This window comes from Bacillus sp. OxB-1 (assembly GCF_000829195.1).
Classification (GTDB): domain Bacteria; phylum Bacillota; class Bacilli; order Bacillales_A; family Planococcaceae; genus Sporosarcina.
Genome location: NZ_AP013294.1, coordinates 2,728,657 through 2,754,800, shown reverse-complemented (window position 1 = coordinate 2,754,800; position 26,144 = coordinate 2,728,657). Strand labels below are relative to the sequence as shown.

At 47.3% G+C, this 26,144-nt stretch carries 26 protein-coding genes and 1 pseudogene; 21 read left to right on the top strand and 6 right to left on the bottom strand.

Annotation, left to right across the window (positions count from 1 at the left end; genetic code table 11):
• Positions 1-39 precede the first annotated feature (39 nt).
• Positions 40-702, top strand: a complete 663-nt coding sequence (locus OXB_RS13515; protein WP_041075004.1) for a hypothetical protein — start codon at positions 40-42, stop codon at positions 700-702.
• Between the two features lie 365 nt (positions 703-1,067).
• On the opposite strand, the gene OXB_RS13510 is transcribed toward OXB_RS13515, so the two are convergent.
• Complete coding sequence (locus OXB_RS13510; protein ID WP_052484042.1) at positions 1,068-1,868, bottom strand: IclR family transcriptional regulator domain-containing protein; 801 nt, start codon at positions 1,866-1,868, stop codon at positions 1,068-1,070.
• Between the two features lie 127 nt (positions 1,869-1,995).
• Between OXB_RS13510 and OXB_RS13505 the strand changes: the two genes are divergently transcribed.
• The 12 genes from OXB_RS13505 to OXB_RS13450 all read left to right on the top strand — a co-directional run bounded on the left by OXB_RS13505 (position 1,996) and on the right by OXB_RS13450 (position 14,251).
• The gene (locus OXB_RS13505) at positions 1,996-3,138 is read left to right on the top strand and encodes a muconate/chloromuconate family cycloisomerase (protein WP_041075002.1); all 1,143 of its coding nucleotides are present in this window, start codon (positions 1,996-1,998) and stop codon (positions 3,136-3,138) included.
• Positions 3,125-3,592, top strand: coding sequence for a DUF3237 domain-containing protein (locus OXB_RS13500; RefSeq protein WP_041075000.1), 468 nt, complete (start codon positions 3,125-3,127; stop codon positions 3,590-3,592). Before OXB_RS13505 ends, OXB_RS13500 begins: the two co-directional genes overlap by 14 nt.
• A gap of 14 nt (positions 3,593-3,606) precedes the next feature.
• Positions 3,607-4,446 (top strand): alpha/beta fold hydrolase, encoded by an 840-nt coding sequence (locus OXB_RS13495; RefSeq protein WP_052484041.1) that lies wholly within the window; start codon positions 3,607-3,609, stop codon positions 4,444-4,446.
• A gap of 4 nt (positions 4,447-4,450) precedes the next feature.
• On the top strand, positions 4,451-5,143 hold the full coding sequence (locus tag OXB_RS13490; protein ID WP_041074998.1) for a CoA transferase subunit A: 693 nt from the start codon (positions 4,451-4,453) through the stop codon (positions 5,141-5,143).
• Entirely contained in the window at positions 5,136-5,789 is a 654-nt protein-coding gene (locus tag OXB_RS13485) for a 3-oxoacid CoA-transferase subunit B (RefSeq protein WP_041074996.1), read from the top strand. Before OXB_RS13490 ends, OXB_RS13485 begins: the two co-directional genes overlap by 8 nt.
• Before the next feature lie 231 nt (positions 5,790-6,020).
• A complete protein-coding gene (locus tag OXB_RS13480; RefSeq protein WP_041074994.1) occupies positions 6,021-7,832 on the top strand; it encodes a XylR N-terminal domain-containing protein in 1,812 nt (603 codons plus the stop codon).
• A 197-nt stretch (positions 7,833-8,029) separates the two neighbouring features.
• A complete protein-coding gene (locus OXB_RS13475) occupies positions 8,030-9,574 on the top strand; it encodes a 4-hydroxyphenylacetate 3-hydroxylase family protein (protein ID WP_442852877.1) in 1,545 nt (514 codons plus the stop codon).
• 33 nt (positions 9,575-9,607) lie between these two features.
• Positions 9,608-10,390: a dioxygenase family protein gene (locus OXB_RS13470; protein WP_041074990.1), complete on the top strand. Its 783-nt coding sequence runs from the start codon at positions 9,608-9,610 to the stop codon at positions 10,388-10,390.
• 85 nt (positions 10,391-10,475) lie between these two features.
• The gene (locus OXB_RS13465; protein WP_052484040.1) at positions 10,476-10,949 is read left to right on the top strand and encodes a flavin reductase family protein; all 474 of its coding nucleotides are present in this window, start codon (positions 10,476-10,478) and stop codon (positions 10,947-10,949) included.
• Positions 10,950-11,127: 178 nt separating this feature from the next.
• Positions 11,128-11,679 (top strand): biotin transporter BioY, encoded by a 552-nt coding sequence (locus tag OXB_RS13460; protein ID WP_041074986.1) that lies wholly within the window; start codon positions 11,128-11,130, stop codon positions 11,677-11,679.
• Positions 11,680-11,700: 21 nt separating this feature from the next.
• Positions 11,701-13,161, top strand: coding sequence for an AMP-binding protein (locus OXB_RS13455; protein WP_041074984.1), 1,461 nt, complete (start codon positions 11,701-11,703; stop codon positions 13,159-13,161).
• Complete coding sequence (locus OXB_RS13450; protein ID WP_041076811.1) at positions 13,157-14,251, top strand: acetyl-CoA C-acyltransferase; 1,095 nt, start codon at positions 13,157-13,159, stop codon at positions 14,249-14,251. The genes OXB_RS13455 and OXB_RS13450 overlap by 5 nt, the downstream gene beginning before the upstream one ends.
• Before the next feature lie 203 nt (positions 14,252-14,454).
• Here the strand turns inward: OXB_RS13450 and OXB_RS13445 are convergent, their stop codons facing one another.
• Together OXB_RS13445 and OXB_RS13440 are read right to left on the bottom strand one after the other, a co-directional pair.
• Positions 14,455-14,811, bottom strand: a complete 357-nt coding sequence (locus OXB_RS13445; RefSeq protein WP_041074982.1) for a GIY-YIG nuclease family protein — start codon at positions 14,809-14,811, stop codon at positions 14,455-14,457.
• Between the two features lie 18 nt (positions 14,812-14,829).
• Positions 14,830-15,585, bottom strand: coding sequence for a DUF2087 domain-containing protein (locus OXB_RS13440; protein WP_041074981.1), 756 nt, complete (start codon positions 15,583-15,585; stop codon positions 14,830-14,832).
• Between the two features lie 123 nt (positions 15,586-15,708).
• Here OXB_RS13440 and OXB_RS13435 point away from each other — a divergent pair.
• The 8 genes and pseudogenes from OXB_RS13435 to OXB_RS13400 all read left to right on the top strand — a co-directional run.
• A pseudogene (locus OXB_RS13435) lies at positions 15,709-16,173 on the top strand (MOSC domain-containing protein); the annotation flags it as partial.
• Between the two features lie 244 nt (positions 16,174-16,417).
• Complete coding sequence (locus OXB_RS13430) at positions 16,418-16,789, top strand: GntR family transcriptional regulator (RefSeq protein ID WP_041074979.1); 372 nt, start codon at positions 16,418-16,420, stop codon at positions 16,787-16,789.
• Positions 16,790-16,794: 5 nt separating this feature from the next.
• Entirely contained in the window at positions 16,795-17,661 is an 867-nt protein-coding gene (locus OXB_RS13425; protein WP_041074977.1) for an ABC transporter ATP-binding protein, read from the top strand.
• A complete protein-coding gene (locus tag OXB_RS13420) occupies positions 17,654-18,259 on the top strand; it encodes an ABC-2 transporter permease (RefSeq protein WP_041074975.1) in 606 nt (201 codons plus the stop codon). Before OXB_RS13425 ends, OXB_RS13420 begins: the two co-directional genes overlap by 8 nt.
• Before the next feature lie 161 nt (positions 18,260-18,420).
• On the top strand, positions 18,421-18,870 hold the full coding sequence (locus OXB_RS13415) for a helix-turn-helix domain-containing protein (protein WP_331711211.1): 450 nt from the start codon (positions 18,421-18,423) through the stop codon (positions 18,868-18,870).
• Positions 18,867-20,036, top strand: coding sequence for a macrolide family glycosyltransferase (locus OXB_RS13410; protein WP_041074973.1), 1,170 nt, complete (start codon positions 18,867-18,869; stop codon positions 20,034-20,036). The genes OXB_RS13415 and OXB_RS13410 overlap by 4 nt, the downstream gene beginning before the upstream one ends.
• Before the next feature lie 147 nt (positions 20,037-20,183).
• Complete coding sequence (locus OXB_RS13405) at positions 20,184-20,882, top strand: ABC transporter ATP-binding protein (RefSeq protein WP_041074971.1); 699 nt, start codon at positions 20,184-20,186, stop codon at positions 20,880-20,882.
• Positions 20,872-22,125: an ABC transporter permease gene (locus OXB_RS13400; protein WP_041074970.1), complete on the top strand. Its 1,254-nt coding sequence runs from the start codon at positions 20,872-20,874 to the stop codon at positions 22,123-22,125. Before OXB_RS13405 ends, OXB_RS13400 begins: the two co-directional genes overlap by 11 nt.
• A gap of 46 nt (positions 22,126-22,171) precedes the next feature.
• On the opposite strand, the gene OXB_RS13395 is transcribed toward OXB_RS13400, so the two are convergent.
• From OXB_RS13395 to OXB_RS13385, 3 genes are all read right to left on the bottom strand, one after another.
• Positions 22,172-22,429, bottom strand: a complete 258-nt coding sequence (locus tag OXB_RS13395) for a hypothetical protein (RefSeq protein WP_041074969.1) — start codon at positions 22,427-22,429, stop codon at positions 22,172-22,174.
• A gap of 215 nt (positions 22,430-22,644) precedes the next feature.
• On the bottom strand, positions 22,645-24,951 hold the full coding sequence (helD, locus tag OXB_RS13390; protein ID WP_041074967.1) for an RNA polymerase recycling motor HelD: 2,307 nt from the start codon (positions 24,949-24,951) through the stop codon (positions 22,645-22,647).
• A 250-nt stretch (positions 24,952-25,201) separates the two neighbouring features.
• Positions 25,202-26,053 (bottom strand): transporter substrate-binding domain-containing protein, encoded by an 852-nt coding sequence (locus OXB_RS13385; RefSeq protein ID WP_052484038.1) that lies wholly within the window; start codon positions 26,051-26,053, stop codon positions 25,202-25,204.
• Between the last annotated feature and the right edge of the window lie 91 nt (positions 26,054-26,144).

Below are 26,144 nucleotides of genomic sequence, written 5' to 3'. Positions count from 1 at the left end.
AGTGACAACAAGCAAAAAAATCATAAGGCGGGATCCATAGTGAATCTATTAAACGTCAGAAAAGGACAGTTTGTCTATTATCGTAATAAGCTACACAAAGTGTACTCTGTAAAACCTTTTTTTAAGAAGTCTGTTCATTTGATTCGACTGGAGGACTTGGAACAGGAACTCGTAACGGCGAAAGAAATTACATTGTACAAACCGAAGCATTTGGATAGTTTTCGGTTCAATTATCAACGATATACGCTTCATAAAGAAGTGAAGGCGAAAGTCGGTGATTATATATTGATCATCAATCCTAAACCTGACTCCCTCGATCATCACCATCTTCACGCCATTGAAATCGTATCTTCCATAGAAGCGAATGGTGTGATTAGCAATAAATCGAATGGCATCAAACATAGCGAATATTGGGTAATGGTACCGGGTCTGGAAGAAGGGGCGACAATCATCGATCTGGCAGATCCGAGTGCCGTAACTTCGGAAGAAAACGAAGCGAAAAGTCAAGAACACGAGTCGCGTCCAATCTATATCCCTAAAATAGGCGATGTTTTTCAAAAAAATAATAGCGATCCCGTCATTCAGGCAATGGTCGTTGCGATTCGAGGCGAGACGGTCTATTTAGGAGGAAATATGGAAGTTCATGTGGATACATTGACGAACAGTGATGCCTGGAGCTTAATTGCCCACGTGCCTTTGTAACATATTGAATAACTAAATGACGACAAGAGAATAAATCGAAGGGGAGTCCATCACAGCGTATTGTGATGGGCTCCTTTTTGCAAGGGTGCCGGGGTTTCATTTAATTCCAAATTGTTTGGGAACCTGGCACCTTTTTGAATTTCCGGCACAGTTGTCAATGATCGAAGATATTTGAAACCGATGGATCCTTTAACGGAAGCGCAATTCGTGGCGATTTTATTCCGTTATGCCAAAACGGAAGAGCTGGAAAGTAAAGCTCCGCAATAGTATTACAGTGCCAGGTTCCCAATGAATTTAGAATTGTTCCGGAACCTGGAACCTCAAAAGAAGTCACTTGGTTGATTGCAGCCAAGTGACTTCTTTTTTCATAGGTGGGTGATCCGATGTGATTTGGACAGGTCCGAGCTGATATGATCGGCGGCTTGCAACAACAGGGGAAGAAATTTTTCTTCGATGAGCTCGCTATTTATCCGATCGGCATGCGATGAAATATTGATCGCAGCCACTGTTTTCCCTTCATGATTCCGGATGGGAGCTGCTAACGAGCTGAGTCCTTCTTCCAATTGCTGTTCCACCAATACCCAGCCATCTTTCTTTATTCGCTCCAGTCGTGCCCGTAAGGAGTCTGGATCGACCACTGTTTGTTTAGTGAATGATTGTAGATGAATCTCCTTGAAAAACTGCTCCTTTTCTTCTTCAGATAAATACGCCAGCAACACTTGTCCCATGGAGGTTGCGTAGGCCGGCAATTTGGAGCCCACTTCCAAAGAAATGGTCATGATCCGTTTTGTCGGGATTCTGGCGACATAGATAATGTCTGTTCCATCCAAAACGGAAATGGAAGTCGATTCTCCTGTTTGTTCGACTAGTTTTCTCATATGAGGATGGACGATTTCCCAAATGTTTTTGGAAGACAGATAAGAGTAGCCTAATGAAAGGACTCGGGCGGTTAGCGAAAAATGGCCTTCCTCCGATGTAGCAAACCCTAAACTTTCCAATGTCAGCAATATTCTGCGTACCGCTGGCCGGCTCAATCCCGTAATTTTCGCAGCGTCGGTTACAGTGAGTGTTGGATGTTCATGTGAAAATGCTTGAATTACCAGTAAACCGCGTTCCAATGATTGGATAAAATCAGCATTATTAATAGAATTATTTGAAAGTTCCATTGACAATCTCCTTACTTTCATGTTTATATTAAGATGTACGATATGCGGATTTGTTGTACGTTAATCGTACAATAGATACTGACTCCTTGCAAGAGTCACGAATTAAAAACAGTAGAGGAGAATCAGGATGAAAACAGCGATTAAACAGCTTCAATCCGTCATTGTGGATGTTCCCATCAAGAGACCTCATCAATTTTCCACCGAAATTGTATCAACGAAAAGTTTCGTCATCATTCAAGTAGAGTTGGAGAATGGTCTTATTGGGATTGGAGAAGGAACGACACCGGGCATTTGGTGGAATGGCGAAAGTACCGAGACGATGCAGCTTGTCATTGAGCAATACATCAAACCGCTTCTCATCGGACAGGACCCAAGAAATATAGAGCGGTTATTGCAGTCGTTCGATCGTCATGTACGCGCCAATCCATTTGCAAAAGCGACAGTGGAAATGGCGCTTTTTGATGTCGTCGGCAAAATCTACAATGCACCGGTCCACCAATTACTGGGCGGTTTATATCAAGAAGCGATCGATGTGAAATGGGCGTTGGCGACAGGAGATGCGGACGGCGATATCGAAGAAGGTAAAGAGCTTGTCCGCAGCAAGCAATATAAAAATTTTAAAATTAAAGCAGGAAAATTCGAGCCGGCTGCGGATGCGGAACGTGCAGTTAAAATTGCGGAGGGCCTGCGGGGAATTTCCACAATCGGGATTGACCCGAATGGTTCGTGGGACAGAGGTACGACGGTCAGATGGATGGATCGGCTAAACGAAGCGGGGGTCGACTTCCTGGAACAGCCGCTCTCTCCGTTGGATTTTGAAGGGGCAGCCAAATTGGTGGAGATGAAAAAAGTACCTGTCATGGCGGACGAAAGCGTCGCGACCATTCAAGATGCGCAACGCCTCGCCCAAGAAAGAGCAGCGGATATTTTCTCCCTTAAAATCCATAAATCGGGTGGGATGCGAAACACGCTGAAAGTGGCAGCGATTGCAGAGGCAGCGGGGATTTCCTGTTTCGGCGGGACGTCGCTTGAAAGTTCCATTGGATCGGCGGCAAGTATCCATGCGTTCGGCGTGCTGAGAAATTTGGACTACGGTTGCGAAACATTCGGGCCGCAATGGCTTGCAGATGATCTAGTGAAAAATCCGCTGGAGTTTCAGGATGGCAAAATCTTGATCCCTTCCGGACCGGGATTAGGTGTCGAATTGGATGAGTTGAAGATTGAAAAATATAAAAGAAAGCAGGTGGCACTCGCCAATGGCTTATTTTGAAGCACCTCGTTTAACATTTTTATTTGACCTGGAGCTGCAAGTTGAAAAAGCGCATTTGCCCGGGACGACGCCGATCGGAACGAGACGGATTATCCGGGTGGAGGGCGGTCGTTTTGGCGGTGGGGACGTAAGTGGAAAAGTCATCCCCGGCGGAGACGACTGGATCACGGTTCGGGAAGACGGGACCATTATCCAGGACGTTCGTATTTTACTTCAAACCGATGATGAAGAACTGATCATGATGTCTTACAGAGGAATCCGGACGGGGCCGAAAGAGGTACTGGCCCGGCTGGATCGAAGCGAAGAAGTAGCTGTCGACGAGTATTATTTCAGAACGAATCCAGTATTTGAGACAGCATCTGAAAAATACGATTGGCTGAATAAAAGAATCTTCGTTTCCACAGGACAGCGGTTGGCAACGGGAGTAAAATATTCTGTTTATCAAGTAGATTAAGAGGCGGTGGACATATGATAAAAGAATTTCATCTTGAACAAGATGTCACACTGGCGGGCCGCGACACGCCGGGAGAAAAAGGGACCATCATTGCGCTGCACGGACTTACAGGCAATCATAAAACGTTTTATCATTATAGAAAGCTGCTGGAAAACGAATACCGGTTTATTACTTACGATTTGCGCGGCAGAGGGAACAGCAGTCCAGCAGATGAACAGAGTTCTTTGTTTCGGCATGCGGAAGATTTGAAAGCGTTTATTGCCAAAAATGAAATTGAACGCCCGATCCTCATGGGCTATTCCATGGGAGCTTATATTTGCGCCCAAGTGGCGAGCGAAATCGATGTGGCAGCACTGATTTTGCTGGATGGGGCAGGGACGGCTGAAGAGCGGCAACGCGAGTTGATCCTACCTTCGTTGAGCCGATTGGAGAGGACATATGAATCTCCAGACGATTATGTCGCCCAAACGAGGAAGATTTATGAATCGCTGCATATCAAGTGGGATGAAATCATTGAAGACATTGCCCGATATGAAGTGAAGAAAACGGCGGAAGGCTACCGACATAAGTCAGAATCATCCGACATGGAGAAGGATTTTAACAGTTTTTATGAATTTCATCCGAAAAAGGTGTTTGAAAAGATTTCTTGTCCCATCCTTCTGGTAATTGCAAACGGCAAATTAGGAGAAAAAGGGTCTCTATTCACCAAAGAAACGTATACAGATACCATTGCAGCAGCAAAGGATATCACCACAATAGAAGTGCCGGCAAACCATTACACGCTCATGTTCGAAAAACAACCCGAAGTCGAAGACAGCATTGGTGCGTTTTTAAGACAATTTGTGAAGAGGTGAAGGCATGTATAAAGACAAACAAATGTCCGTTTCGGATGCGCTTGCCCATATTCAATCGGGACAAACCATCATGGTCGGTGGGTTTGGGTTGATCGGCTGTCCGCTGACGCTCATTCAATCTTTGACGGAGCATGATGTGAATGAATTGACCGTGATCAGTAACAACGTAGGGGAAGCCGGAAAAGGTCTTGGCATGCTGCTAAGACAAGGGAAAATAAAAAAGGCGATCGGTTCTTATTTTACAAGCAACCGAGACGTGGCGAAATTTTATAACGAAGGAAAGATCGAGCTGGAGCTGTTGCCGCAAGGAACGTTGTCCGAAGCAATCCGGGCCGGAGGAGCAGGGATCGGCGGATTTTATACGAAGACGGCCGTCGGAACGGATTTGGCGGCAGGGAAAGAGGTCAAGGAATTGAAAGGGGAGACCTACTTGCTGCAAGAGAGCTTGACAGCGGATGTCGCGATTGTGAAGGCTTGGAAAGCGGATCGTTTAGGCAACTTGGTTTATTACAAAACGGCGCGTAATTTCAATCCGAATATGGCGACAGCTGCTTCGTTCGTCATCGCGGAAGTGGACGAAATCGTGGAGGTGGGGGAGTTGTCTCCGGAAGAAATTACGACACCTCATTTATTCGTCGATGCCATCGTCAAAAGTGAGTGGGAGTTAACGAAAGAAGGGGTGAGGCAGATTGGATAACAGCAGGGAACTGATCGCAAAACGGGCGGTGCAGGAATTGTCTCCTCATTCGATTGTTAATCTGGGCATCGGGATTCCGACGCTAGTTGCGGATTATATTGACGACACGCAGCATATTTTACACACGGAAAACGGCATGCTTGGAGTCACGTCGGTGGAAGAGAAAGATGTCGATCCCCTGATTGTGAATGCGGGGAAACTGCCTGTCGGGGAGGCGGTCGGTGCTTCTTATTTCAGCAGTGCGGATTCGTTCGGGATGATCCGCGGGGGCCATATTGACGTGGCGATCCTCGGTGCCCTGCAAATTGATGAGAAAGGACGGATTGCGAACTGGGCCATTCCGGGGAAAGACATTATCGGTGTCGGCGGCGCGATGGATTTGCTGGAAGGTGCGAAAAGAATCATCATTACAACAAACCATACAGCGAATGACGGCAGCCCTAAGTTTGTAGATACATGCACGTTCCCGATTACATCCGAACGGGTGGCGGATACGATCATTACCGATTTGGCCGTATTTCAATGGCGCGACGATCATTATGAACTTGTGGAACTGATGGGAAACAGCACATTGGAAGAAGTCCAAGCGAACACCACGGCAGCTTACACCATCAGCGAGCAGGTTTTCCAGCAAGAAAAAGTGTGAGGAAATGAGTTCACTGGAGGCTTGTAGGATTTATGTATTCAAATAGGTTGATAGCAATGATTAGTGAAAAATGGTGATGTATACGTACTTCTGATACATCATCATTTTTTCTTAATGATAGTCTGTGCGTACGAAACCTGGTCGGAAGAATGCTTTATGCCCGTGCTGTAAGTTCTTTGAAGTGTATTGAAAGCGTTTACAATAATTGCGACAAAAAGGGAGAAGGACAGGATGAAAGCGAATCAGTTATTGCTGCAAAACTTGATTGATGTCAATCCTCGCACCGGAATCATTAAACTCCATGACAAACGGATGGGGTTAATTCCCATACAGGCTTTAGGGATTTTACGGCATGATTTAATAAATACGCTCGGAAAAGAACGGGCCAAAGGTTTCTTAATGCGCTATGGATGGGCTTGCGGGAAACAAGCCGCCGAATCGTTAAAGGAAAACTATGAATGGAAACGTATAAAAGAACTGGTGATGTCGGGGACAGCCATGCACACCCTCGAAGGGATTGTCACGGTGGAACCCGATATTTTGGAAATCGATGGAGATCATTTGTATTTTACAGGGTACTGGAAAAACTCATTCGAAGTGATCAATCACCTAACGGAAAAAGAGATTAGCAGTGAGGCGGTTTGCTGGACGCTGATCGGCTATGCCAGCGGTTATTTAACGAGTGCATTTGAAAAAGAAGTTGTTGCGTACGAAAAATACTGCTGTGGAAAAGGGGACACGGTCTGTTATTTCGTCGCTGAAACGGTAGCGCATTGCGATGAAGAACATTTAAAAGACTTGCGCTACTATAAAAACGAATCCTTGCAGGCTGTTTTGGATGATGTCTATTCAGAGATCGAACAATTGAATAAAAATATCATCGAATCCGAAGAAGCGCAAAATCAGCTGACAGAGCTTTTTCTGCAAGGGAAGGATATTAACGAAACGACAAGTGCGATGGGCCGCATCCTTGGCCGCAGCATTGTCATCGATCATTATCAGGAGGTGTATTCCTCTTATTTCCATTGTCCCCGAGAGGAAGCCGCCTATCAAAAATGGAAGAACAGCGGAGTTATCACAAATCAGCAGGAGGGGTTGTTTTTCGAATCGTTTACGATGAAAAGTCATAATACGCAACTTGGGAATTTGACCATCATCGGAAAATGCAAGCCGAACCAGAGGGAAATTTTAATTATTAAACGGGCCCTCATGGTATTTACCATTCAAATGTATCACCAAAGTAAGATGACTGAATCACTGTTGACGAAACGAGAGCATTTTTTTGATGAAATGATTGAAAATAAATTTATCGATACTATGAATTTGAGCCGGCAAGCCGCTATTTTCGGCTTCAATACAAAAGAACCGCATTGTATTATCACCCTTAAAATTATTCCTGAAACAATGAAAGAACGAGTGCTTCATTTCTTAACGAAAAACGATGCTAAATTGGATTTGTTCATGAAAGATCACTATATTGTGATCATCGTCGGCGCTAGCGACGATCAAGAAGTTCAAGAGATTTCGATGAGGTTAATGAATTGCATTAAACGGAATTTACCGGATGTTATTGTGCATATCGGTTCCGGACGGATTGCGGAGACAGTCCATGATATGGGGAAAAGTTATGTGGATGCCACGCGGATTTGTGATTTTGTGCAACTAACGTATCCGATAAGCAGCAGGGTGGCGACCTACAATGATTTGGAAGGGATCATGATGTTTTTAAATGGCGCCGACCATCAAGAACTGATCAAGTTTTATAAGAAAACCATAGGCACGTTAGTGGACTATGATGATGAAAATTCGGGTAATCTGCTCATTACATTGAAATCGTATTTGGAGAATAACGGAAATCTTCAACAGACAGCATGTGATCTGCATTTATCCATCGCAGGCTTGCGTTACCGGATTGAGAAAATCGAATCGCTGAGCGATATTGATTTGAAGACCGGTTCGGGCCGCTTTAATGCGCAGCTCGCTACCAGGATTTACTTCGGTTTGAAAATCATTAATGCTTCGAACACCGCCATTGAAGTATAATAGCATTCTACTCGTCATCTGTATCGGTTTTTAACCGGACAGATGAATTTTTTGACGCTCTGGGTCGTGGTGAATTTTATCCTCCGCAAAAACTGCTAGTCATCGTGAATTATTACCTATCTATTTGCAGTTACAGATAGTTGGGAATTGGTGTAATATTCGATTAAGTAAGCGATTACAAAAGAGGAGGAATAATTTTGAAAACTCAACAAGCTGTTAGAGTCCCGTTGACGGGCGCTGAGTATCTTGAAAGTCTCAAGGACAACCGTGAGATTTGGCTGCACGGCGAGAGAGTGAAAGACGTGACGACCCATCCGGCATTCCGGAACAGTGCCCGTTCGATTGCACGCCTTTATGACGCTTTGCATGATCCAGAACATCAAGCTACATTAACACGAAAAACCGATACAGGAAATGGCGGGTTCACGCAGCGGTTTTTCCAGCCCGATACAACAGCGGAAGATTTATTCAAAACACGGGATGCCATTGCGGCCTGGGCGAAAATGTCCTACGGGCAAATGGGAAGATCCCCAGATTACAAAGCTTCCTTTCTGGCCACATTAGGCGCCAATCCGCAATATTACGGAAAATACGAGGCCAACGCGAGGAGATGGTATAAAGAAGCACAGGAGAAAAACTGGTTCTTCAATCACGCAATCATCAATCCGCCAGTCGACCGCAATAAGCCGCTGGACGAAGTGAAAGATGTCTTTGTTCACGCGACTGGCGAGACGGAAGAAGGCATCCTCGTCAGCGGGGCAAAGATGGTCGCTACCGGATCGGCGCTGACCAACTATAACTTCGTCGCACATTACGGTGCCCTTGCCGTTCCAAAGGAAGAACACGCACTTGTCTTTATCGCAGATATGAATACACCTGGCGTAAAACTGGTCTGCCGCTCCTCCTACGAAATGAATGCAGCTGTGACAGGAAGTCCTTTTGATTATCCGCTGAGCAGCCGTTTCGACGAAAATGACTCTGTGCTAGTTTTTGAAAACGCTCTCATACCATGGGAAAACGTCCTCGTTTACCGGGATATCGAAAAAGCGAACAGCTTCTTTGCGGAAAGCGGCTTCCTGCATCGCTTCACTTTCCATGGCGTGACAAGGTTCGCAGTAAAGCTCGATTTTATTGCCGGTTTGTTAATCAAGGCGCTTCGAGGGAATGGAACCGATACCTTCCGGGGGGTACAAGCCAATTTAGGGGAAGTCATCGCGTACCGGAATATGTTCTGGGCACTCAGTGATGCGATGGCATTGAATCCGGAAAAAAGCGCAAACGGAACGGTACTGCCGAACTTGAATTATGGGTTGGCATACCGCGTGTTCATGTCGGAAGGCTGGTCGCATGTGAAAAACATTGTAGAGACAGTCGTCGGAGGCAGCTTGATTGTACAGCCTTCCAGTTCGATGGACTTCAAAAATGCTGAGCTGCGTCCACTCATCGACAAACTGTACCGCGGATCCAACGGGATTGAGGCGGAAGAGAAGATCAAAGTGATTAAATTGCTTTGGGACGCGATCGGTACGGAATACGGTGGCCGTCACGAACTGTATGAGCGGAATTATTCGGGCAATAACGAGAATATCCGAATGGAGAATTTGATTGTCGCCCAAGCGAACGGGAATGCCCAAGGGTTCGAGGACTTTGTCCAGCAATGCATGGATGACTACGACTTGGATGGCTGGGTGAATCCGACTTGGATCAATAATGATGATATCCAAGCTTACCGGAACAAATGACAAACATACTATAACAATGGGGAGGAATTTAGAATGGTTAAACAGGTCGCGAAAAAGAACGAACGTGTCGAAGAGGTATTCGATTTATTTATTAAGCACGTGAAAAATTTCTTACAAGAAGCGAAGTTGAACCACGAGGAATATACAAACTTCGTGAATTGGGCGGATCGCCTGGGGCGCAAAGGGGAATTGCCGCTGTTTGCGGACGTGTTTTTGGAAACCCATGTGCTGCGAGCGATGTATACAGACAAGCCCGGCACTCAGCCTTCCCTTTTGGGCCCGTATTTCATTGAGGGATCGCCTTTAATCGAGGCGAAGGACGGCAAACCGCTTGAATTGACGCAGCGTCCTGATGAGGCTGGGGAAGTGATGTACTTTAGCGGGAATGTGAGCAGTACGGACGGCAAACCGCTTGCGAATGCCCGCGTGGAAATGTGGCAAAATGATGCGTCCGGAAAATATTCTGCCTTTGATTCGGATGCACCTCGATATAATTTCAGGGGACATTTCTTCACAGATGAAAATGGGAATTTTACAGTGAAAACAATCGTTCCGCTTCCGTATTCCATTCCGACGGATGGCCCGACAGGAGAGTTTTTGGAGTACACCGATCAGCATCCGATGCGTCCGGCGCATCTGCATCTAATGTTCGAAGCGGAGGGGCATGAAACGCTCATTACGCAAGTGTTCTTTGAAGGCGATGAATGGCTTGAGACGGACGTGGCAGATGGGGTGCGTTTGGACTTGATGACAACGCTGGAAGAGAAGGATGGCTATAAAGTATCCTCATTGGATTTTGTAATGCGTAAAAATTGAAACTCTTACAAGACGAGGGGATGTTGCAATCCCCTTGTTTTTATATCATCCGTTATATTAGCTGAATGAAAAGGAGGTTGTAAAAATGGACCCGAGAGAGTTTCGAAATTGCATGGGGCGGTTTGCAACGGGTGTCACGGTTGTTACATGCAGGACAGAGAACGGCAATCATGGAATTACGGCAAATTCATTCACGTCCGTATCGTTAGACCCTCCCCTCGTGTTGGTCTCCATAGATCGCAAAACGAAGGCGTACAGTCATATGAAAGACAACTCATTTACGGTAAATATACTCACCTCTACCCAGGAAGAGGTGGCTCTGCATTTTGCGGGACGTCCGCAAGAAATGGAGCCGGTGGGATGGGTGAATGGCGAACATGCCCCACGTCTTTCGGAGTCGCTCGCGTACATCGAATGTACGCCTTGGGCCGAATATGACGGAGGGGACCATGTCCTTTATATCGGCTTAGTGAGAAACTTCGAGTATACGAATGCTGATGCGCTAACGTATTATACAGGCGAATTTGGGAGCACGGCTGCGCTGAACGCCACTGTGTGAATAAAATCCCCCAATTTGAATAGCAGCTGGCACAGCCCATTTTCCGTGACGTGGAAAATGGGTTTTTTCATTCGGATTTCTTCTCTATGGTTAACGATGTGAAAAACGCTGTTGACTCAATAGTTCATCCATCGTATTATTGTGAATATTACCGAAGTATTGTAAGGTGGGGAAATGGATGAATGTGAGAGACATGACGAATGTGGCGTTGTTTGCAGCGGTGATGGGGGTGTTGGGGCTGATGCCGCCGATTCCAATTGGGGTGATGCCTGTGCCGATTACGCTGCAAACGTTAGGAGTGCTGTTGGCTGGGGGCTTGCTAGGGGCCCGGCTCGGAGCGATGAGCCAAATCGTCTTTTTGCTAGTTGTCGCGGCGGGACTGCCGCTGTTATCCGGCGGTCGGGGAGGATTGGGTGTTTTTGTAGGTCCAAGTGCGGGGTATTTATTGTCCTGGCCTGTGACGGCTTTTTGTATCGGGGCGATTCAGGCGCGCTTTTCGAAAATCCAGTTATGGAACGTGCTGCCGTTGAATCTCACGGTCGGTATTTTCCTTATTTATGCTATCGGGGTGCCTGTACAGGCATTTGTGATGGAGCTTGGGATCATGGATGTGGCGAAAGCGAGTTTGCTATTTTTGCCTGGGGATGCCCTGAAAGCAACCATCGCTTCCTTACTGATTGTCCAATTGCAGAAGTATCCGGTATTCAACCGACGTATGATTCATAGTTAACAGATCGAGGAGGCTGAGGAATTGATTACGAGTACATACGCGCGCCATGCTGAGGCGCATCCTGATAAGATAGCCATCCATACGGCGGGAGAGCAAATTACGTATCGCGCGTGGCATGAACTGGTTTGCCGAACAGCTAATTGGTTTTCTGAAAAGATCGAAGGGCGGGGCAAAGTCGGCCTTTTCGTGCCCAATGGAATCCCCTTCTTACAATTGTTTGCAGGGGCGGCAATGGCGGGTCAAATCGCAGTTCCCTTCGACGTCAAATGGAAGGCGAATGAATTGCAGCAACGCCTCGATTTAGCAAAACCCTCTTTTTTAATTACAACGAAACGTTTGGCTAGCCGATTCCATGGAACGGATACCGAAGTCTTCTTCTGGGAAGAAATCGTTGAGGAGATTCAGCGGGCGGTGAATTCGTGGAATGAAGAAGAGGACGAGGAACGGTTGTTTTACATGGGCTTCACGTCTGGCACGACAGGTCGGCCGAAAGCGTTTGTCAGGTCGGATCGATCGTGGGTGCAGAGTTTTTCAAGCAGTCAATACGACTTTCAGTTGAATGGGATGGATGAAGTGCTCATTCCGGGAGCGCTTGTCCATTCCCATTTTTTATATGGGGCGATTTGTGGACTGTATTTTGGTAGTTCGGTATACATATTGGAGACGTTTTCGCCGGTGACCGCATTGCAGCGGATAAACGATTACCCTATTTCTGTATTGTATGTCGTGCCGACGATGGTGGAGGCGATGGCTGCCAACGGAACACGTATGGTGAAGCATCTGACGATCATTTCATCTGGTGCAAAATGGAATGAGCATTCCAAGGAGAAGATTCATTCTCAGTTCCCGAATATTACGATGTATGAGTTTTACGGTTCGAGCGAGACGAGCTTCATTACCTATTCCAATAATGAATCGAATCGCAAGAAGCCGGCTTCTGTCGGTGAAGCTTGTAAACATGTAGAACTCCAAATTCGGGATGCCGATGGAAGAGTAGTCGAAACCGGGTGCGTCGGCAAAGTTTATGTCAGGAGTCCATTCCTCTTTTCAGGATATATCCAGCCGCCTCATGATGAATTGCGGTCCATTGAAGATGAAGCGGGCTGGATCACTGTGGATGATATCGGCTATTTGGATGAAGAAGGATTTCTTTATCTGAACGGACGTGAAAACAGCATGATCATTTGCGGAGGGGAGAATGTGTATCCGGAAGAGATTGAGGCGATTTTGCACGCCCATCCTGGGGTGGAGGAAGCGGCGGTAATCGGCGTGGAGGATTCGTATTGGGGGCAAGTGCCTGTCGCATTTATTCGCGGAGATGCTTCGAAACAGCAACTGCAAAAACATTGCCTTGCGCATCTATCCACATTCAAATGCCCGCGGCGCTGGCAATTCATCGACCAATTCCCTTATACGACGAGCGGGAAAATTGAACGGCATCGATTACGGCAATTGTTGCCGGGGGAGGCGATGGAACATTAAAAATGCAGTCATCGTGCAAGCGAAACGGACGCCGATCGGAAAAAAAGGCGGCGTGTTGAAAGACGTGGAGCCGCATCAGCTGGCTGCTCCGCTGCTTCGGCATGTGGCCGGAAATGTGACGGAGCATCTGAATGAAGTGATTTTGGGCAATGTCGTCGGTCCGGGTGGAAATATGGCGCGTTTCGCCGCCCTGGAGGCGGGGCTTGCCCTGTCGGTTTCCGGGATGACAATTGACCGGCAATGCAGCGCAGGCCTTGAAGCGATCCGAACGGCGTGTCTTTTCATTCGGGCCGGTGCCGGGACGTGCTACATCGCGGGAGGGGTGGAAAGCGCCAGCACCTCGCCATTTCCGAAACGGGCACGATTCTCTCCGGCGGCTCTTGGGGATCCGGATATGGTCGTAGCGGCGGAAAATGTCGCGCGGCATTACGGGTTGACGCGGGATGTGCAAGATGCGTATGCGCTCCGGAGTTACGAGCTGAGCTGGGATGCGTATACGAAAGGGTTTTATTCGGAAGAGGTGCTTCCGTTCGGTGAATTCCGGTCGGACGAAGTGTTTCAGAAAAAACGGGATATGGCGCGATTAATAGAAAGGGCGAAGCCGCTAGTTGACGCGGACGGCACCGTGACGGCGGCGAACAGTTGCGGCATTCATGATGGTGCTGCCGCGGTTGTCGTCATGGAAGAACAATTGGCCGCGGAACTCGGCATGCGCGCAGTGCTTCGCTTCGCGGACAGTGAAGTGAGCGGAATCCATCCGAATTATCCGGGCATGTCGCCGATCCCGGCCATTCGAGCATTGTTGGCACGTAACGGATTGACGATGGAAGATATCGATTTGATTGAAATCAACGAAGCATTTGCATCTAAAATGATTGCATGCGCTACGGAACTGTCGATTCCGTACGGGAAATTGAATGTATCCGGCGGTGCGTTGACGACAGGCCATCCTTACGGCGCCTCGGGAGCCATTTTAGTGACGCGACTTTTTTATGAAGTGCAGAGAAGGCAGGACGTAAATTATGTGCTCGCCGCAATTGGTAGTGCCGGCGGAATCGGGCTTGCGGTTTTATTTGAAGTGATCCGATGAAGACAGCTTTATGAGGTGACTGTCACCAAGACGCCAGGCGGAAGGTGCAATTGTCACCGCAATTGGAGGAGCAGCAGCAAATGCTCTATTTATATCAAAAGATGAATGATTGAGGAGCAAGAAACTTGCTGCTCTACCATACGGACACCTCCCCTTGATCGGCTGGAATAGCGATCGAAGGGAGGTGTATTTTTGTCGCTGCGTTACTTCTTTCGGTTGTATCCTCTTTCGCCATAAGGTTGAAGCTGGTCTAGCCATTTGTTTTCCATTTCCTGCAATGCTTCTTTTTCATTAAAGTATGGTTCGTCTTTCTTTTTGAGAGTTTCAAGTTTGTCGATGCTGAACGCACTTGCGCCAAAATGACTCCAGTCTTGCTGAAGTTCTGTAGTTGTCGGTGGGGCAGTGCCGGCTTCCAAACTGAATTTCAGTCCGTTTATTGTTTTGAAATTCCTTGTGCTGCCGACGAATAGTTTACCGTTTTCATTATTTTTTATTTGAAAAATGCCGCCTTCTATCGGGGTTTCCTTGTACATCTGTTTTAACTGCTTTTTTCTCTCCATTTGGGCCACTCCTTACTCTTATTGGTTCAGCCAATATTGACTTCCATCGGGCTTTCTTCCTAAAAAGCCATATTCGATTAAATAGCGCCGAATCTTTATATAATCGTCATACATACTTTCCAACATTTGATTGACTTCATGTTCGGTATAGGTCGTGTCACGATCGAATCGTTTGGCCATTTCCCGCAGAACGATATATCGCTGTTTTTCTTTAGGCGGGAATTTGGTCAATCGGCCTTGGGTCCCTTCCGGTAAAAACTTTTGGACGATCTCACGTCGCTCCTCTTCCGTGACGGCATAGCGATCATCGACCATTTTGGCTGTTTTATGGGGCGGGACAAAGGCTGGCGCGTATTGATCTTTTTCCTTTAACAGCTCCATGATCGCTAAAAAGGTCTTCGCCTGGCGCTCTTTCTCTTTTAATGAAAAACGGTGATGCCTAATTGTGGAAGTGCTGCCGATCCCCATTTCCGTTTGGATCTCTTTATCGCTCTTCCCCTCGTAAAAATGACGGAGCAGGAGATTCTGATGATCGGTAAGCCCTGTCAGTTTCTTATCCAAATTCAGGAGATACTCAAAAACGGATTGGTGGGTACGCTCGATATGAATCCGGATATATCGCTCTGCTTCGTAAAAGATCCCATCAACCGGGTATATGATCCCTTTTTCAATTTCCTCCCCGCATAACAGGCAAGTATAGGAATTCGCCTCTTCCCTATATCCCTGTTTCAGTTCATCCAACGTGGCGTTCCAAAACTGATCTGAAATATCCACCGCATATACACATCCTATCAATAATGAAATACAGCAAACGAATTTAATAATTGTTTAATCAAAAACAAACATAGTAAAGCGAAGTTAGTGGATTGTCAATAATTTTACAAACAATATTTTTATTATTTGCATTATGCGCAGTGGGAAGCGGAATTCCGAAAATCTTTGCCAGATGCGACATTTGGAGAGAATTTGACAGTGATAAATATGCTCGAAACGGACGTATTCATCGGCGATATCTTCCGGGTCGGAGAGGTGGTCATCCAAGTGACGCAAGGCCGGGTGCCCTGCAGTACGATTTCAAAAAGGACCGGATTGCCGCAGCTCATGAAACGGATGATAGAAACGGGCTATACCGGCTATTTATGCAGAGTGTTGGAGGAAGGGATCGTAAGAAGAGATTCGACCATTACCTTGCTCGAACAGCATCCAGCTAACGTTTCCATCCAGTTCGGCAATGAAGTCTATTTTCACCAGCCGCGGAATATAGAAGCGCTGAAACGGATTGCCGCTGTCGAGGCACTTGCGGAGGAATGGCGCAAGTCGATCCAAAAGCGGATTGCTAATTTGGAAGGGGTAAAAGGATAAGCAATATATTTATCTATTTTTCAAAAAAAGTGTTCAACGGGAAACTCATTCCCATTGAACACTTTTTTTATGAAATGCTGACAATGAAATGGTGACAGTCACCTGCGCAAATCCGACCCAATTCAGAATAGTGTCTGAATTGTATTGGTGACCACTGTCACCAAGTAGAGGTTGCAGAAAACAGATTAACTGTGTATAGTGTATATAAAGTATATATACACTATACAAGAAGAAGAGGGATTGCATGCAGATTATTATTTCCAACAGTTCGAAGGAGCCGATTTATGAACAGATTACGAAGCAGATCAAATCGTCCATTTTAGCGGGGGAGTTGCAGGAGGGGGCGGCATTGCCTTCCATCCGCCAGCTCGCCAAGGATTTGCAGATCAGTGTCATTACGACGAAGCGGGCCTATGAGGAGTTGGAAAAAGCGGGTTTCATCTATTCCATTGTCGGCAAAGGCTCTTTTATCGCAGAGCAGAATCTGGAAGTCATCCGGGAGAAGAAGTTGAAGGTCATTGAGGAACAGTTGAGCGCGGTCATTACAAATAGCAGGGAAATCGGCCTATCCCTGGACGAACTGCAACAGCTATTGAAAATTTTAAATGAGGAGTGATGGGGATGGAACATGTGGTTGAATTAACAAATGTAACCAAGCATTTTAAAGGCTTCTCTGTAAAAAATATCGATTTGCAAGTGAAGCAAGGCTTTGTCACCGGTTTCATCGGAGCGAATGGGGCCGGGAAGTCGACGACGATCAAAATGATGATGAATTTATTAAGGCCGGATGCCGGCGAGGTGAAGTTGTTCGGCTTGGACTACGCAACGCATGAAAAGGCGATCAAGGAGCGCATCGGGTTTGTCTACGACGGCAATGTGTTTTTTGAAGGGCTGAATTTGAAAGATATCAAACGGATTGTGGCGCCGGCTTACAAACGATGGGATGATGCCTTATTTAATCGGTATATCAACCAATTCGAATTGCCGCTGAACAAATCGGTGAAGAAATTCTCGAAGGGGATGCAGATGAAGGCCTCCTTAGCAATTGCGCTGTCGCATCATGCGGAGCTGATCATCATGGATGAGCCGACCGCGGGGTTGGACCCGATTTTCAGGCGGGAGCTGTTGGAGCTTTTACAGGAATTAATGGTGGATGGCAACCGAACCATATTTTTCTCCACCCATATTACGACAGATTTGAATCGGATTGCAGATTACATCGCCTTCATCCAGGAAGGGGAATTGGTGTTCAATCAATCCATTCACGATGTAGCCGAAAACTTTGCGCTTGTCAAAGGGAGAAATGAACTGTTGGACCGGGATACGGAAAAAGAATTCGTTCATATTCATCAAGCGCCGACTGGATTTGAGGCACTGACGGATAATGTCCGGGCGGTGCAACAGATTTTCGGAGACTCTGTCGTTATGGAACGGGCATCTTTGGAAGATATCATGTACTACATGAAAGGAAGGAATAGCTATGTTTAACTTGATTAGGCGCGATGTTATCCTACAGAAAAGACAGCTGCTCGTCTTTATCCCTTTTATCGTTTTTTTTATCATCATGGACTCGCACCCGGCGCTGATTTTTCTCGTCGCGAGCATTTTCATCCCGTTTAATACGTATGCGTACGATGAAAAAGCGGAGACAAATATTTTACTGAATTCCTTGCCCTATACACGTAACGAGATCGTCGCCTCACGCTATCTTGGAGCCATCGTGTATATGATGTTGTCCATCGGAGTGACAAGTCTGGCGCTATTTGTGCTGAATAAACCGTTTGCGATGATGGATATCGGGTTGGGCAGCGGCTTATTTTTATTATTCGCTTCGTTCACTTTTCCGTTGTTTTATATATTCAAACCCGGATACATTTCCGCGGCTGTGCTCATCAGTTTTCTCTTGTTGGCAGGCATCGGGCCGCAAACGGTAATATTTTTAGCCAAACATGCAACGGCCATCACTCAATTCATCGACAATTTGTCCATACCGGTTTTGTATACGGGAGCAGCCTTTTTGATTATGACACTTTACGCGCTTTCCTGGATAACGACGACAATCATTTACCAGCGAAAGGCGTTCTGAAGTGGTGACAGTCACCTGCGCAAATCTTGCTCAATTCTGAATTTTGTCTGAATTATACTGGTAACTGTCTCCAAGGAGGGTTGCCACGATTTATAACAAGAAATGTTACGGATCGTTGATAGATTTCGCCCCTAGACTCCTTTATATTGGGAGATAAGGAGATGAAAAATATGATCGGTATGAATATCCGCGTGTTGCGTAAAAGGAACAGATTGAGTCAGGAACAGTTGGCGGAAAAGGTGGATGTTTCGCGGCAGACCGTAGCGAAGTGGGAAAATGGGGAGGCCTTGCCGGATATTTATAAATGCAAGATTTTGAGCGATGTTTTCCAAGTGACATTGGATGAATTGTCCCAGAGTATGAGTGAGGAAGAAGCGAATCATCTCGCTCCGAAGGGGAAGCGGTTTTTCGGTGTCGTCAAGGTGGGGGAGCGGGGCCAGATTGTCATTCCGAAACAGGCACGGGATCTGTACCGCATCCAAGCGGGTGATAAACTCGTCATTTTGGGAGAGGACGAGACGAAAGGGATCGCCGTTTTGAAAAGTGAAGGGTTTCTGGAATTCGCCGAACTGATCCGGAAAAGCGAATTGAAGGCGGATGATCCGGAATGAGCAAGATCGTCTTCTTTTCGATACCCGCCCACGGACATACGAACCCGACCATCCCGGTTGTGGCCGAGTTGGTGAAGCGGGGCCATCAAGTTTGGTATTATTCGTTTGTGGAATTTCAGGAGCGGATAGAAGCGGCGGGCGCTGTTTTTATTGCGTGCGACGATTTCTTGCCTCCGCTGTCCGAGGAAGAGCTGGAACGCAAGGCCGGGAAGGATTTTGCTGCGTTGATCGAAATGGTGGCCGATACGACGATCGCGATGGATGAAAAGGTTTGCCAGGAGTTAAGGGAAATCGAGCCGGATTGCATCGTTTCGGATTCCATTTGCTTCTGGGGGAAGCTATTTGCCATGAAACTAGGAATCCCTTATATTTGTTCGACGACCACGTTCGCGTTCAATAAGCATACCGCCAAGCTGATGAAGCGGAGTTTGTGGGAAATAGGAAAAATGATTGTAGGGATGCCGAGGATCAATAAGAAAATCCGATTGCTTCGGGACCATGGCTACAAGGTGGAGAATTTCATATCAATCATTCAAAATGACAACGAAACGGACACCATTGTTTACACTTCGAAGGAATTTCAACCGATGGCGGATACCTTTTCTGACCGATACGCTTTTGTTGGACCTTCGATCAATCTGCCATTGACAGTGAAAGAGAAAAAGAGCAGGAAAGTGATCTATGTCTCTCTTGGTACCGTGTTGAATCAAAATCACGACTTTTACCGTAACTGTATACGGGCCTTCGCAGGGAAGGAGTATGAGGTCGTCATGTCGGTTGGCGGGAAAACAGACATTTCCTCCCTTGGCGGCATCCCGGGGAATTTCACAGTGAAACAGTCTGTCGATCAGCTGGCGATATTGCAGCGGGCGGATGTTTTTATTACACATAGCGGTATGAACAGTGTGAATGAAAGTCTGTTTTTCGGGGTTCCGTTGGTTTTATTTCCCCAGCATGGTGAACAGCGAATGGTGGCTGAGCGGGTTGTGGGGCTTGGGGCCGGGGTCATGCTGAAAGGGAAGAAGCCGAAAGATTTGGAAGCGGCCGTGGCCGAGGTGCTAGTGGACGCGGCGTATTTGAAACGTGCCAAGGAATTGTCGAGAACGTTGCGGGATGCGGGTGGGGCGACGAAAGCGGCTGACGTGATTTTGAACAAGATACTTTAATCGTAGAAGAGTGGAAGCTGTCTATGCGACGGAGTTCACTCTTTTTGCTTTGGCATCTTCAGAAATTCTTCAGATTTCCCCTCGCTGTTCCTTAAGAACCGGCTTGTACAATGACATTTGAGACTACAACAAGCGGAGGGAACGAGATTGATACAGATCCATCAATTGAACCATTCATTCGTCATCGGAAAAAAAGGGAAGGAACAGCGGATTCCGGTGTTGAAAAATTTGTCATTCGACGTGAGAAAAGGGGAAATCGTTTCGATCGTCGGCCGGAGCGGCTCGGGGAAATCGACGCTGCTTCATATACTAGCCGGTTTTTTGAAGCCGGATAGTGGGGAGATTCATGTGGACGGTACGAAGACGTCTTCCTTCAATGAAACCGAAAGTGCCCAATTCCGGCTGGACCATTTCGGTTTCATCTTTCAAAACTTCCAGCTCATGCCCGGATTGACGGCATTTGAAAATGTTGAGCTGCCACTGAAGTTAAAGGGGATGAACCGGAAGGAGAGACAGGCGAAAGTGGAACGGCTTATGCAGCATGTCGGCCTTCGCGGCGTCCAGGACCATTATCCGAATGAATTATCGGGCGGCCAGCAACAGCGTGTCAGCATCGCCCGTGCGCTCATCACCGATCCGCCGATTATTTTGGCGGATGAACCGACGGGCAGCCTCGATTCGGAGACGGAGCAGGACATTTTGCTGCTCATCCAGTCGCTCAATCGTACGCTCGGTATTACGTTCGTCATCATCACCCACGATGAGGAAGTGGCCGAATCGGCGCACCGGACGTACCGGATGCATGATGGGGAACTCGTGGAAGGCGGTGTGTCCCATGCAGTTTAACGACCAGGTGGATTTCATCCGTCAACATTTGAAGAAAAACAGGATGCGCGTCTTCATGACAGTACTCGCAGCGACGATGGGAACGGCATTTTTGATTGTCCTCGCATCGGTCGGATTTGGGCTGCATGAGACGATTCGGAGCGAGGTGCTGGACAATCGTCTTGTGACGGAAATAGAAGTGTATGAAGGCGACATCGATGAACAAAAAATGGAGGAATGGAAGAAATCGGAGCATGTGAAAGCGGTCATTCAGAGATGGAGACTGGATTTGCCGTACGAGACGCAGATGGACGGCTACAAAGGGTACCATAATATGACGGTCACTTCTTTCGAGGAGGAACAGAAAGCCGGGTTCGCCTTGGCGGAAGGGCGTCTTCCGGAAAAGCAAGGTGAGGTCGTGATCGGCTATCATTTTGCGAGTCAACTGTACGAAGAATCGACGGCGGAAGAGGCCGAGCCGGCATCATATGATGGGGAGTTGCTCGGGAAGCGGTTCACGTATTTCATTGGCAACGCGGAGGGCGAGATGCTGGAAAACGGCATCCCGTTGACGATTGTCGGGATTGCGAAGGAGCCGACGAAAGAGTGGGTCGTGGATGAGCGAGTGTTTGCCGATAACTCGATTGTTCCGCTTTTATATGAAATGTACGGGGCGGAGGACGCAGAAATATTTTACCGGAATACGAATGTGTATGCCGATGATTTAGAAAACGTCAAAGTGGTGAGCGAGCAATTGCGGAACGAAGGCTATTCGGTCTATTCGATCTCCGATGAACTCGATCAGCTCGATATTTTCTTCACAGCGTTGAAGGCGGGTCTTGTCTTCGTCGGGACGATTGCGATCTTGATTGCGTCCATTGGGATTTTCAATACGATGACGATGGCGGTGACGGAGCGGACTCGCGAAATCGGAGTCATGAAAGCGATCGGGGCGGATCCGAAACTGATTCAACGACTGTTCTTTATGGAAAGTGCGTGGATTGGGCTCGTTGGGACAGTGCTTGCTGTTTTGATTTCTTACGGGGTGAGTATGATTGCCAACTGGGTGCTGCCGATCATCGTGGCATCCGCAAGTGGGGAAGAAAGCTTCGAAGAACTTGGTGTCGTGTTCTCGATCATTCCATGGCAGCTCGTTGTCATCGCTTCTGTGATCAGCTTGTCCGTCGCCATCCTGTCCGGGTGGCGCCCCGCACGGAAAGCGACGAAAATTGACGTCATCGACGCATTGCGTCAGGAATTGTAAGATTGAAAAAAGAGGAAGCGGTCTGCGTGCCAGCTTCCTCTTTGTATTATTTTTCCTTATCCAGATAGTCGACCAACCGGCTGTCCAAGCGTGCCAGCTGCTTGGCCTGCGAATGGGGGAATCCATCCTTGTTCGTCTTCCGGGAACACATCCAGCAAGAACAATGGATTTTCCCTTTTGCGAAAGAGCCAGAGTAGCGGGAATACCACCCGATCTGTTTCGCCAGTTTCGTCTTGCGACGGATGACTCGTTCACGGTGATGCCGGTAATAGGCACGATTTCGATTGGTTTGATGCGGCTTCATTTGCCATCACTCCTTGGGGTAAGGCCCAGCCTGCAACGGTCCCCAAAGGACTTTTCGACCGTTACAGGCTGGGTATGATGGCGGTATATGTGGATGATATCAAGAGCGACACCTCGTTCGAATGGTTTTTATTTATTATAACAGTGGAACTGGTGACAGTCACCTGCGCAAATTCGACTCAATTCCGAATTGTGTCTGAATTGTCTTGGTGACTGTCACCGTAACAAAGGGCTCGGTTCGCCTACGCTGTATATGTGCAAATGATGCATCGCCCGGGTGCAGGCTGTGTAAAATAATCTGCGCAAGCTGTCATCACCGTAACTTTCCGCGGACGCGTCATAAATGAGGACTGCGTCGAATTCGATGCCTTTGGCCAAATATGCCGGTATGACGACAACGCCTTGTTCGTATTCAACCGATCCGCTTTTCACGAGTTTCAAATCTTCGATATCGCTCAAGGATTCGTAGGCAGCCGCGCTTTCCGCAGCAGATTTGCAGATGATGGCAATGGTGTGATACGGCCGTTCCCGCAAGTCTGCCACTTTGGACACGATGGAGCGATGCAATTCCGCTTGATTGTCCAGTTGTGTCAATAGGGGCTTTTCGCCATCGCGGTCGAACGCTTCAATCCGTTCGCCGTTCGGTACGAGACCGCGGGTGAATTCGACGATTGGCCTCGTGGATCGGTAGCTGCGGGTCAAGTTGATCGCCACCGTTTCATCCGGCCCATATAAGTTGGTCAGCATTTGGAAATCAACCATTTCACTGGCATGGGCGAATATGGCTTGATTAAAATCACCGAGCACGGTCATTTTGGCGGAAGGGAAGAGACGCTTCAAAAACTCGAATTGAAACGGGGAATAGTCTTGCGCCTCGTCCACAAGTATATGTTTAATGGAACTGTTCGTCTGAAAGCCTTGAATCAGCTCGTTTAGTAATAAAAATGGGGTGGCATCTTCGTAAAATAATTTCCCGTCGCCCAACATTTTCACGGTTGACTGGCAAATAGCAGGCCATTCTTCTGGTGCTTCCAGGTCCATCCATTGGCTGATCCGGTTGGGATCTGTAAACAGATTCCTATAGATCCCCTTGATGTTAATGAACCGCAGCGCCTTGATCCGTTTTCGCACAGGCCTTAGCTTCTGGCGGACGATGTAGCGCGCTAACGCTTCGGGCTCCATTTCATAATCATGGACCGCCTCTCCTTGAAAGCCGCGCTTTTTCGCCAAATAGGTGAAGGCTTTATCGTACTCCTCATCGCCCAGCAATTCGATTTCTTCCTGTACCCATGGATGGGCCCGTTCGCGCGTTTCCGTAGCGTCAATCTGCTTCAGTAGCCAATCCTTCAGTTTTTCAAGTCGGCTATGAAAGCGGAGTTCGGTGTCACGGCTGTAAAACCGTTCCGCGATTTGTTTGGCGGTTACGATTGTCTCGCCTCTGAAAGTGATCCGTCTGAATACCATTCCAGCCTTTTCCAACGACTTCCGGTATGCTTGGATCGCTTCGAAAAAATAGGCGCTCGCCTTGAATCGGATGCTTGCCATTCGTGTACTGTAGATGGGATCATCCGTCGCTGTCAAAACGTATTCCAATTGGTCGTACGGATTCTCGACTTGAAACTCCCGAGCCAGCCGATGATCCAAGTATTCCTGGAATGTGACCTGCTGCATATTTTCCTCGCCGAGTTCGGGCAACACATTGGAAACGTAACTATTAAATAAAGAATTCGGTGAAAAAAGAATGATTTGATCGGCCGTCAGCACGTCCCGATTTTTATAGAGTAAATAAGCCACTCGCTGCAGGGCGGCCGATGTCTTCCCGCTGCCGGCAGCGCCGTGCACAATGAGCATCCGCCCCTGGTCGTGCCGAATGATCCGGTTTTGTTCCTGCTGAATGGTGGCTACGATACTGTGCATATGCGTGTCTGTCCCTTTACCGAGCACTTCTTGTAAAATCTCGTCCCCGATTGTCAGGCTCGTGTCGAACATCGATTGGATCACGCCGCCGCGGATGAGGTACTGCCATTTTCTCTCCAGTGTGCCGTAAATGATACCGCCTGGGGTAGTATACTTGGCGGGACCTGGCGGGTAGTCGTAGTAGATACTCGAGATGGGGGCCCTCCAATCGTAAATCAGGATGTCTTCGCCGCTTGGATCCATGAGCGTAGAGATGCCGATGTAAATCCGTTCTGCGGTAGGAGTTTCTTCTTCCATGAAATCGATGCGTCCGAAATAGGGCATCTCTTGCATCCGCCGCAGGGAGGCTAATCTCTTTGAGGCATGTCGATGGGTGCTTTGATTGACGGACAGCGCCTGAGCTTCTTGGCGTAAGCCGATGATCGTCTCCAAATAATCATCGAACGTATCCAGATTCACTTTTACTTCATCCCAAAAATGTTTGCGGATTTTCACGACTTCATTCCGACGTCTGGAAGTTTCGTCCTCCAATCTCTGGATCTGCTCCGTAATCGTCTCCATGACGCTGTTCACTCGTTCTTGCTCCTCGCGAAGTTCCACGTTCATGTCCAACACTCCTTTTTGAAAATAAAACTTGACAAAAAATGATTTCATGGTGTAAGATTAAAGTAGGGATAATATACATAAAAACGATTTTTAAAGTGTATCTTTATAAAGATACCATAGTTCTTCTTTTTAATCAATGCGTTTTCGCGACCCAAAAACCAAAATTCCGAAGTGAAATCAATACAATAAAGAAGAGTGGAAGCCGCCTGCATGAACGGTTTCCACTCTTCTTTTTATTTGTGATGAACGCTTATTCCGCTGTTTCTTCACTGTCCGGATTGATTCCGAAATCTTTCCGCAATTCTTCAAAAACACCTTTCAGTTCCATTTCTTCCATCCAGAAATTGACGGTATTCAGGAACTTTTGATCACCTTGCTGCATGAGATAGCCAAATTGGCTCGGCTCCCATGGATCTTCGGTCAAAGCTGCATACAGCACGTCGTTTTCTCGTGCATAGTGGATGGCTTCAATACTATCGGTAATCATGACATCCACTTCTCCGCTGGCCACCTTACCCGGGATGTCCAAATTATTTTGGACGACGATGACATTCGCATTGGTCATGTGCGCGTTCACAAATTTTTGGTTTGTCCCACCTGGATTCACGCCGATTGTCACGTCGGGCTGATTGATGGCTTCCAAGCTCGTAAACTTCTCTTTATCTTCTGCGCGGATCAGCGGTGATTTTCCAAATGGAATGTACCCATGTGAAAATTGTGCCTGAATTTGTCTTCCCATATTCCGAGTGATACCACCCATGGCGATGTCAAACTTATCCGCCAGCAAATCTTCCATTAAAGTAGGCCACGTCGTTTCAACGAATTCCACTTCGACCCCCAGTTCTTTGGCAAGTGATTTGGCAGCCTCGATATCATACCCTTCATATTGTTTCGTTTCGGGATTCAAGTAGGTGAACGGTTGATAGTCTCCTGGTGTCCCCACACGGATAACCCCTTGGTCAATAATCCGATCGAGCCGGGATTCGGACAGGGAAGCATCTGTTTTGTCTTTTTCACTAGCTGCGGAAGTGAACAAGGAGTAGGTCAAAAAACCGGAAATTGCTAGAACGACTGCTAATACTGCTTTCAAACTATTTTTCATTCCCAAATCCCTCCTGGAATATTCATATTATTTTAATAATTATATCTATTGGTTGATAGCTTGTCAATGATCCGCTGTCTGCATACGATTC

Excerpts from the sequence above, each read along its gene's own strand:
- OXB_RS13510 (WP_052484042.1), bottom strand. The coding sequence starts at position 1,868 with ATGGAACTTTCAAATAATTCTATTAATAATGCTGATTTTATCCAATCA.
- OXB_RS13505 (WP_041075002.1), top strand. The coding sequence starts at position 1,996 with ATGAAAACAGCGATTAAACAGCTTCAATCCGTCATTGTGGATGTTCCC.
- OXB_RS13500 (WP_041075000.1), top strand. The coding sequence starts at position 3,125 with ATGGCTTATTTTGAAGCACCTCGTTTAACATTTTTATTTGACCTGGAG.
- OXB_RS13495 (WP_052484041.1), top strand. The coding sequence starts at position 3,607 with ATGATAAAAGAATTTCATCTTGAACAAGATGTCACACTGGCGGGCCGC.
- OXB_RS13490 (WP_041074998.1), top strand. The coding sequence starts at position 4,451 with ATGTATAAAGACAAACAAATGTCCGTTTCGGATGCGCTTGCCCATATT.
- OXB_RS13480 (WP_041074994.1), top strand. The coding sequence starts at position 6,021 with ATGAAAGCGAATCAGTTATTGCTGCAAAACTTGATTGATGTCAATCCT.
- OXB_RS13470 (WP_041074990.1), top strand. The coding sequence starts at position 9,608 with ATGGTTAAACAGGTCGCGAAAAAGAACGAACGTGTCGAAGAGGTATTC.
- OXB_RS13465 (WP_052484040.1), top strand. The coding sequence starts at position 10,476 with ATGGACCCGAGAGAGTTTCGAAATTGCATGGGGCGGTTTGCAACGGGT.
- OXB_RS13460 (WP_041074986.1), top strand. The coding sequence starts at position 11,128 with ATGAATGTGAGAGACATGACGAATGTGGCGTTGTTTGCAGCGGTGATG.
- OXB_RS13445 (WP_041074982.1), bottom strand. The coding sequence starts at position 14,811 with ATGGAGAGAAAAAAGCAGTTAAAACAGATGTACAAGGAAACCCCGATA.
- OXB_RS13430 (WP_041074979.1), top strand. The coding sequence starts at position 16,418 with ATGCAGATTATTATTTCCAACAGTTCGAAGGAGCCGATTTATGAACAG.
- OXB_RS13425 (WP_041074977.1), top strand. The coding sequence starts at position 16,795 with ATGGAACATGTGGTTGAATTAACAAATGTAACCAAGCATTTTAAAGGC.
- OXB_RS13420 (WP_041074975.1), top strand. The coding sequence starts at position 17,654 with ATGTTTAACTTGATTAGGCGCGATGTTATCCTACAGAAAAGACAGCTG.
- OXB_RS13415 (WP_331711211.1), top strand. The coding sequence starts at position 18,421 with ATGAAAAATATGATCGGTATGAATATCCGCGTGTTGCGTAAAAGGAAC.
- OXB_RS13410 (WP_041074973.1), top strand. The coding sequence starts at position 18,867 with ATGAGCAAGATCGTCTTCTTTTCGATACCCGCCCACGGACATACGAAC.
- OXB_RS13400 (WP_041074970.1), top strand. The coding sequence starts at position 20,872 with ATGCAGTTTAACGACCAGGTGGATTTCATCCGTCAACATTTGAAGAAA.
- OXB_RS13395 (WP_041074969.1), bottom strand. The coding sequence starts at position 22,429 with ATGAAGCCGCATCAAACCAATCGAAATCGTGCCTATTACCGGCATCAC.
- helD (WP_041074967.1), bottom strand. The coding sequence starts at position 24,951 with ATGAACGTGGAACTTCGCGAGGAGCAAGAACGAGTGAACAGCGTCATG.
- OXB_RS13385 (WP_052484038.1), bottom strand. The coding sequence starts at position 26,053 with ATGAAAAATAGTTTGAAAGCAGTATTAGCAGTCGTTCTAGCAATTTCC.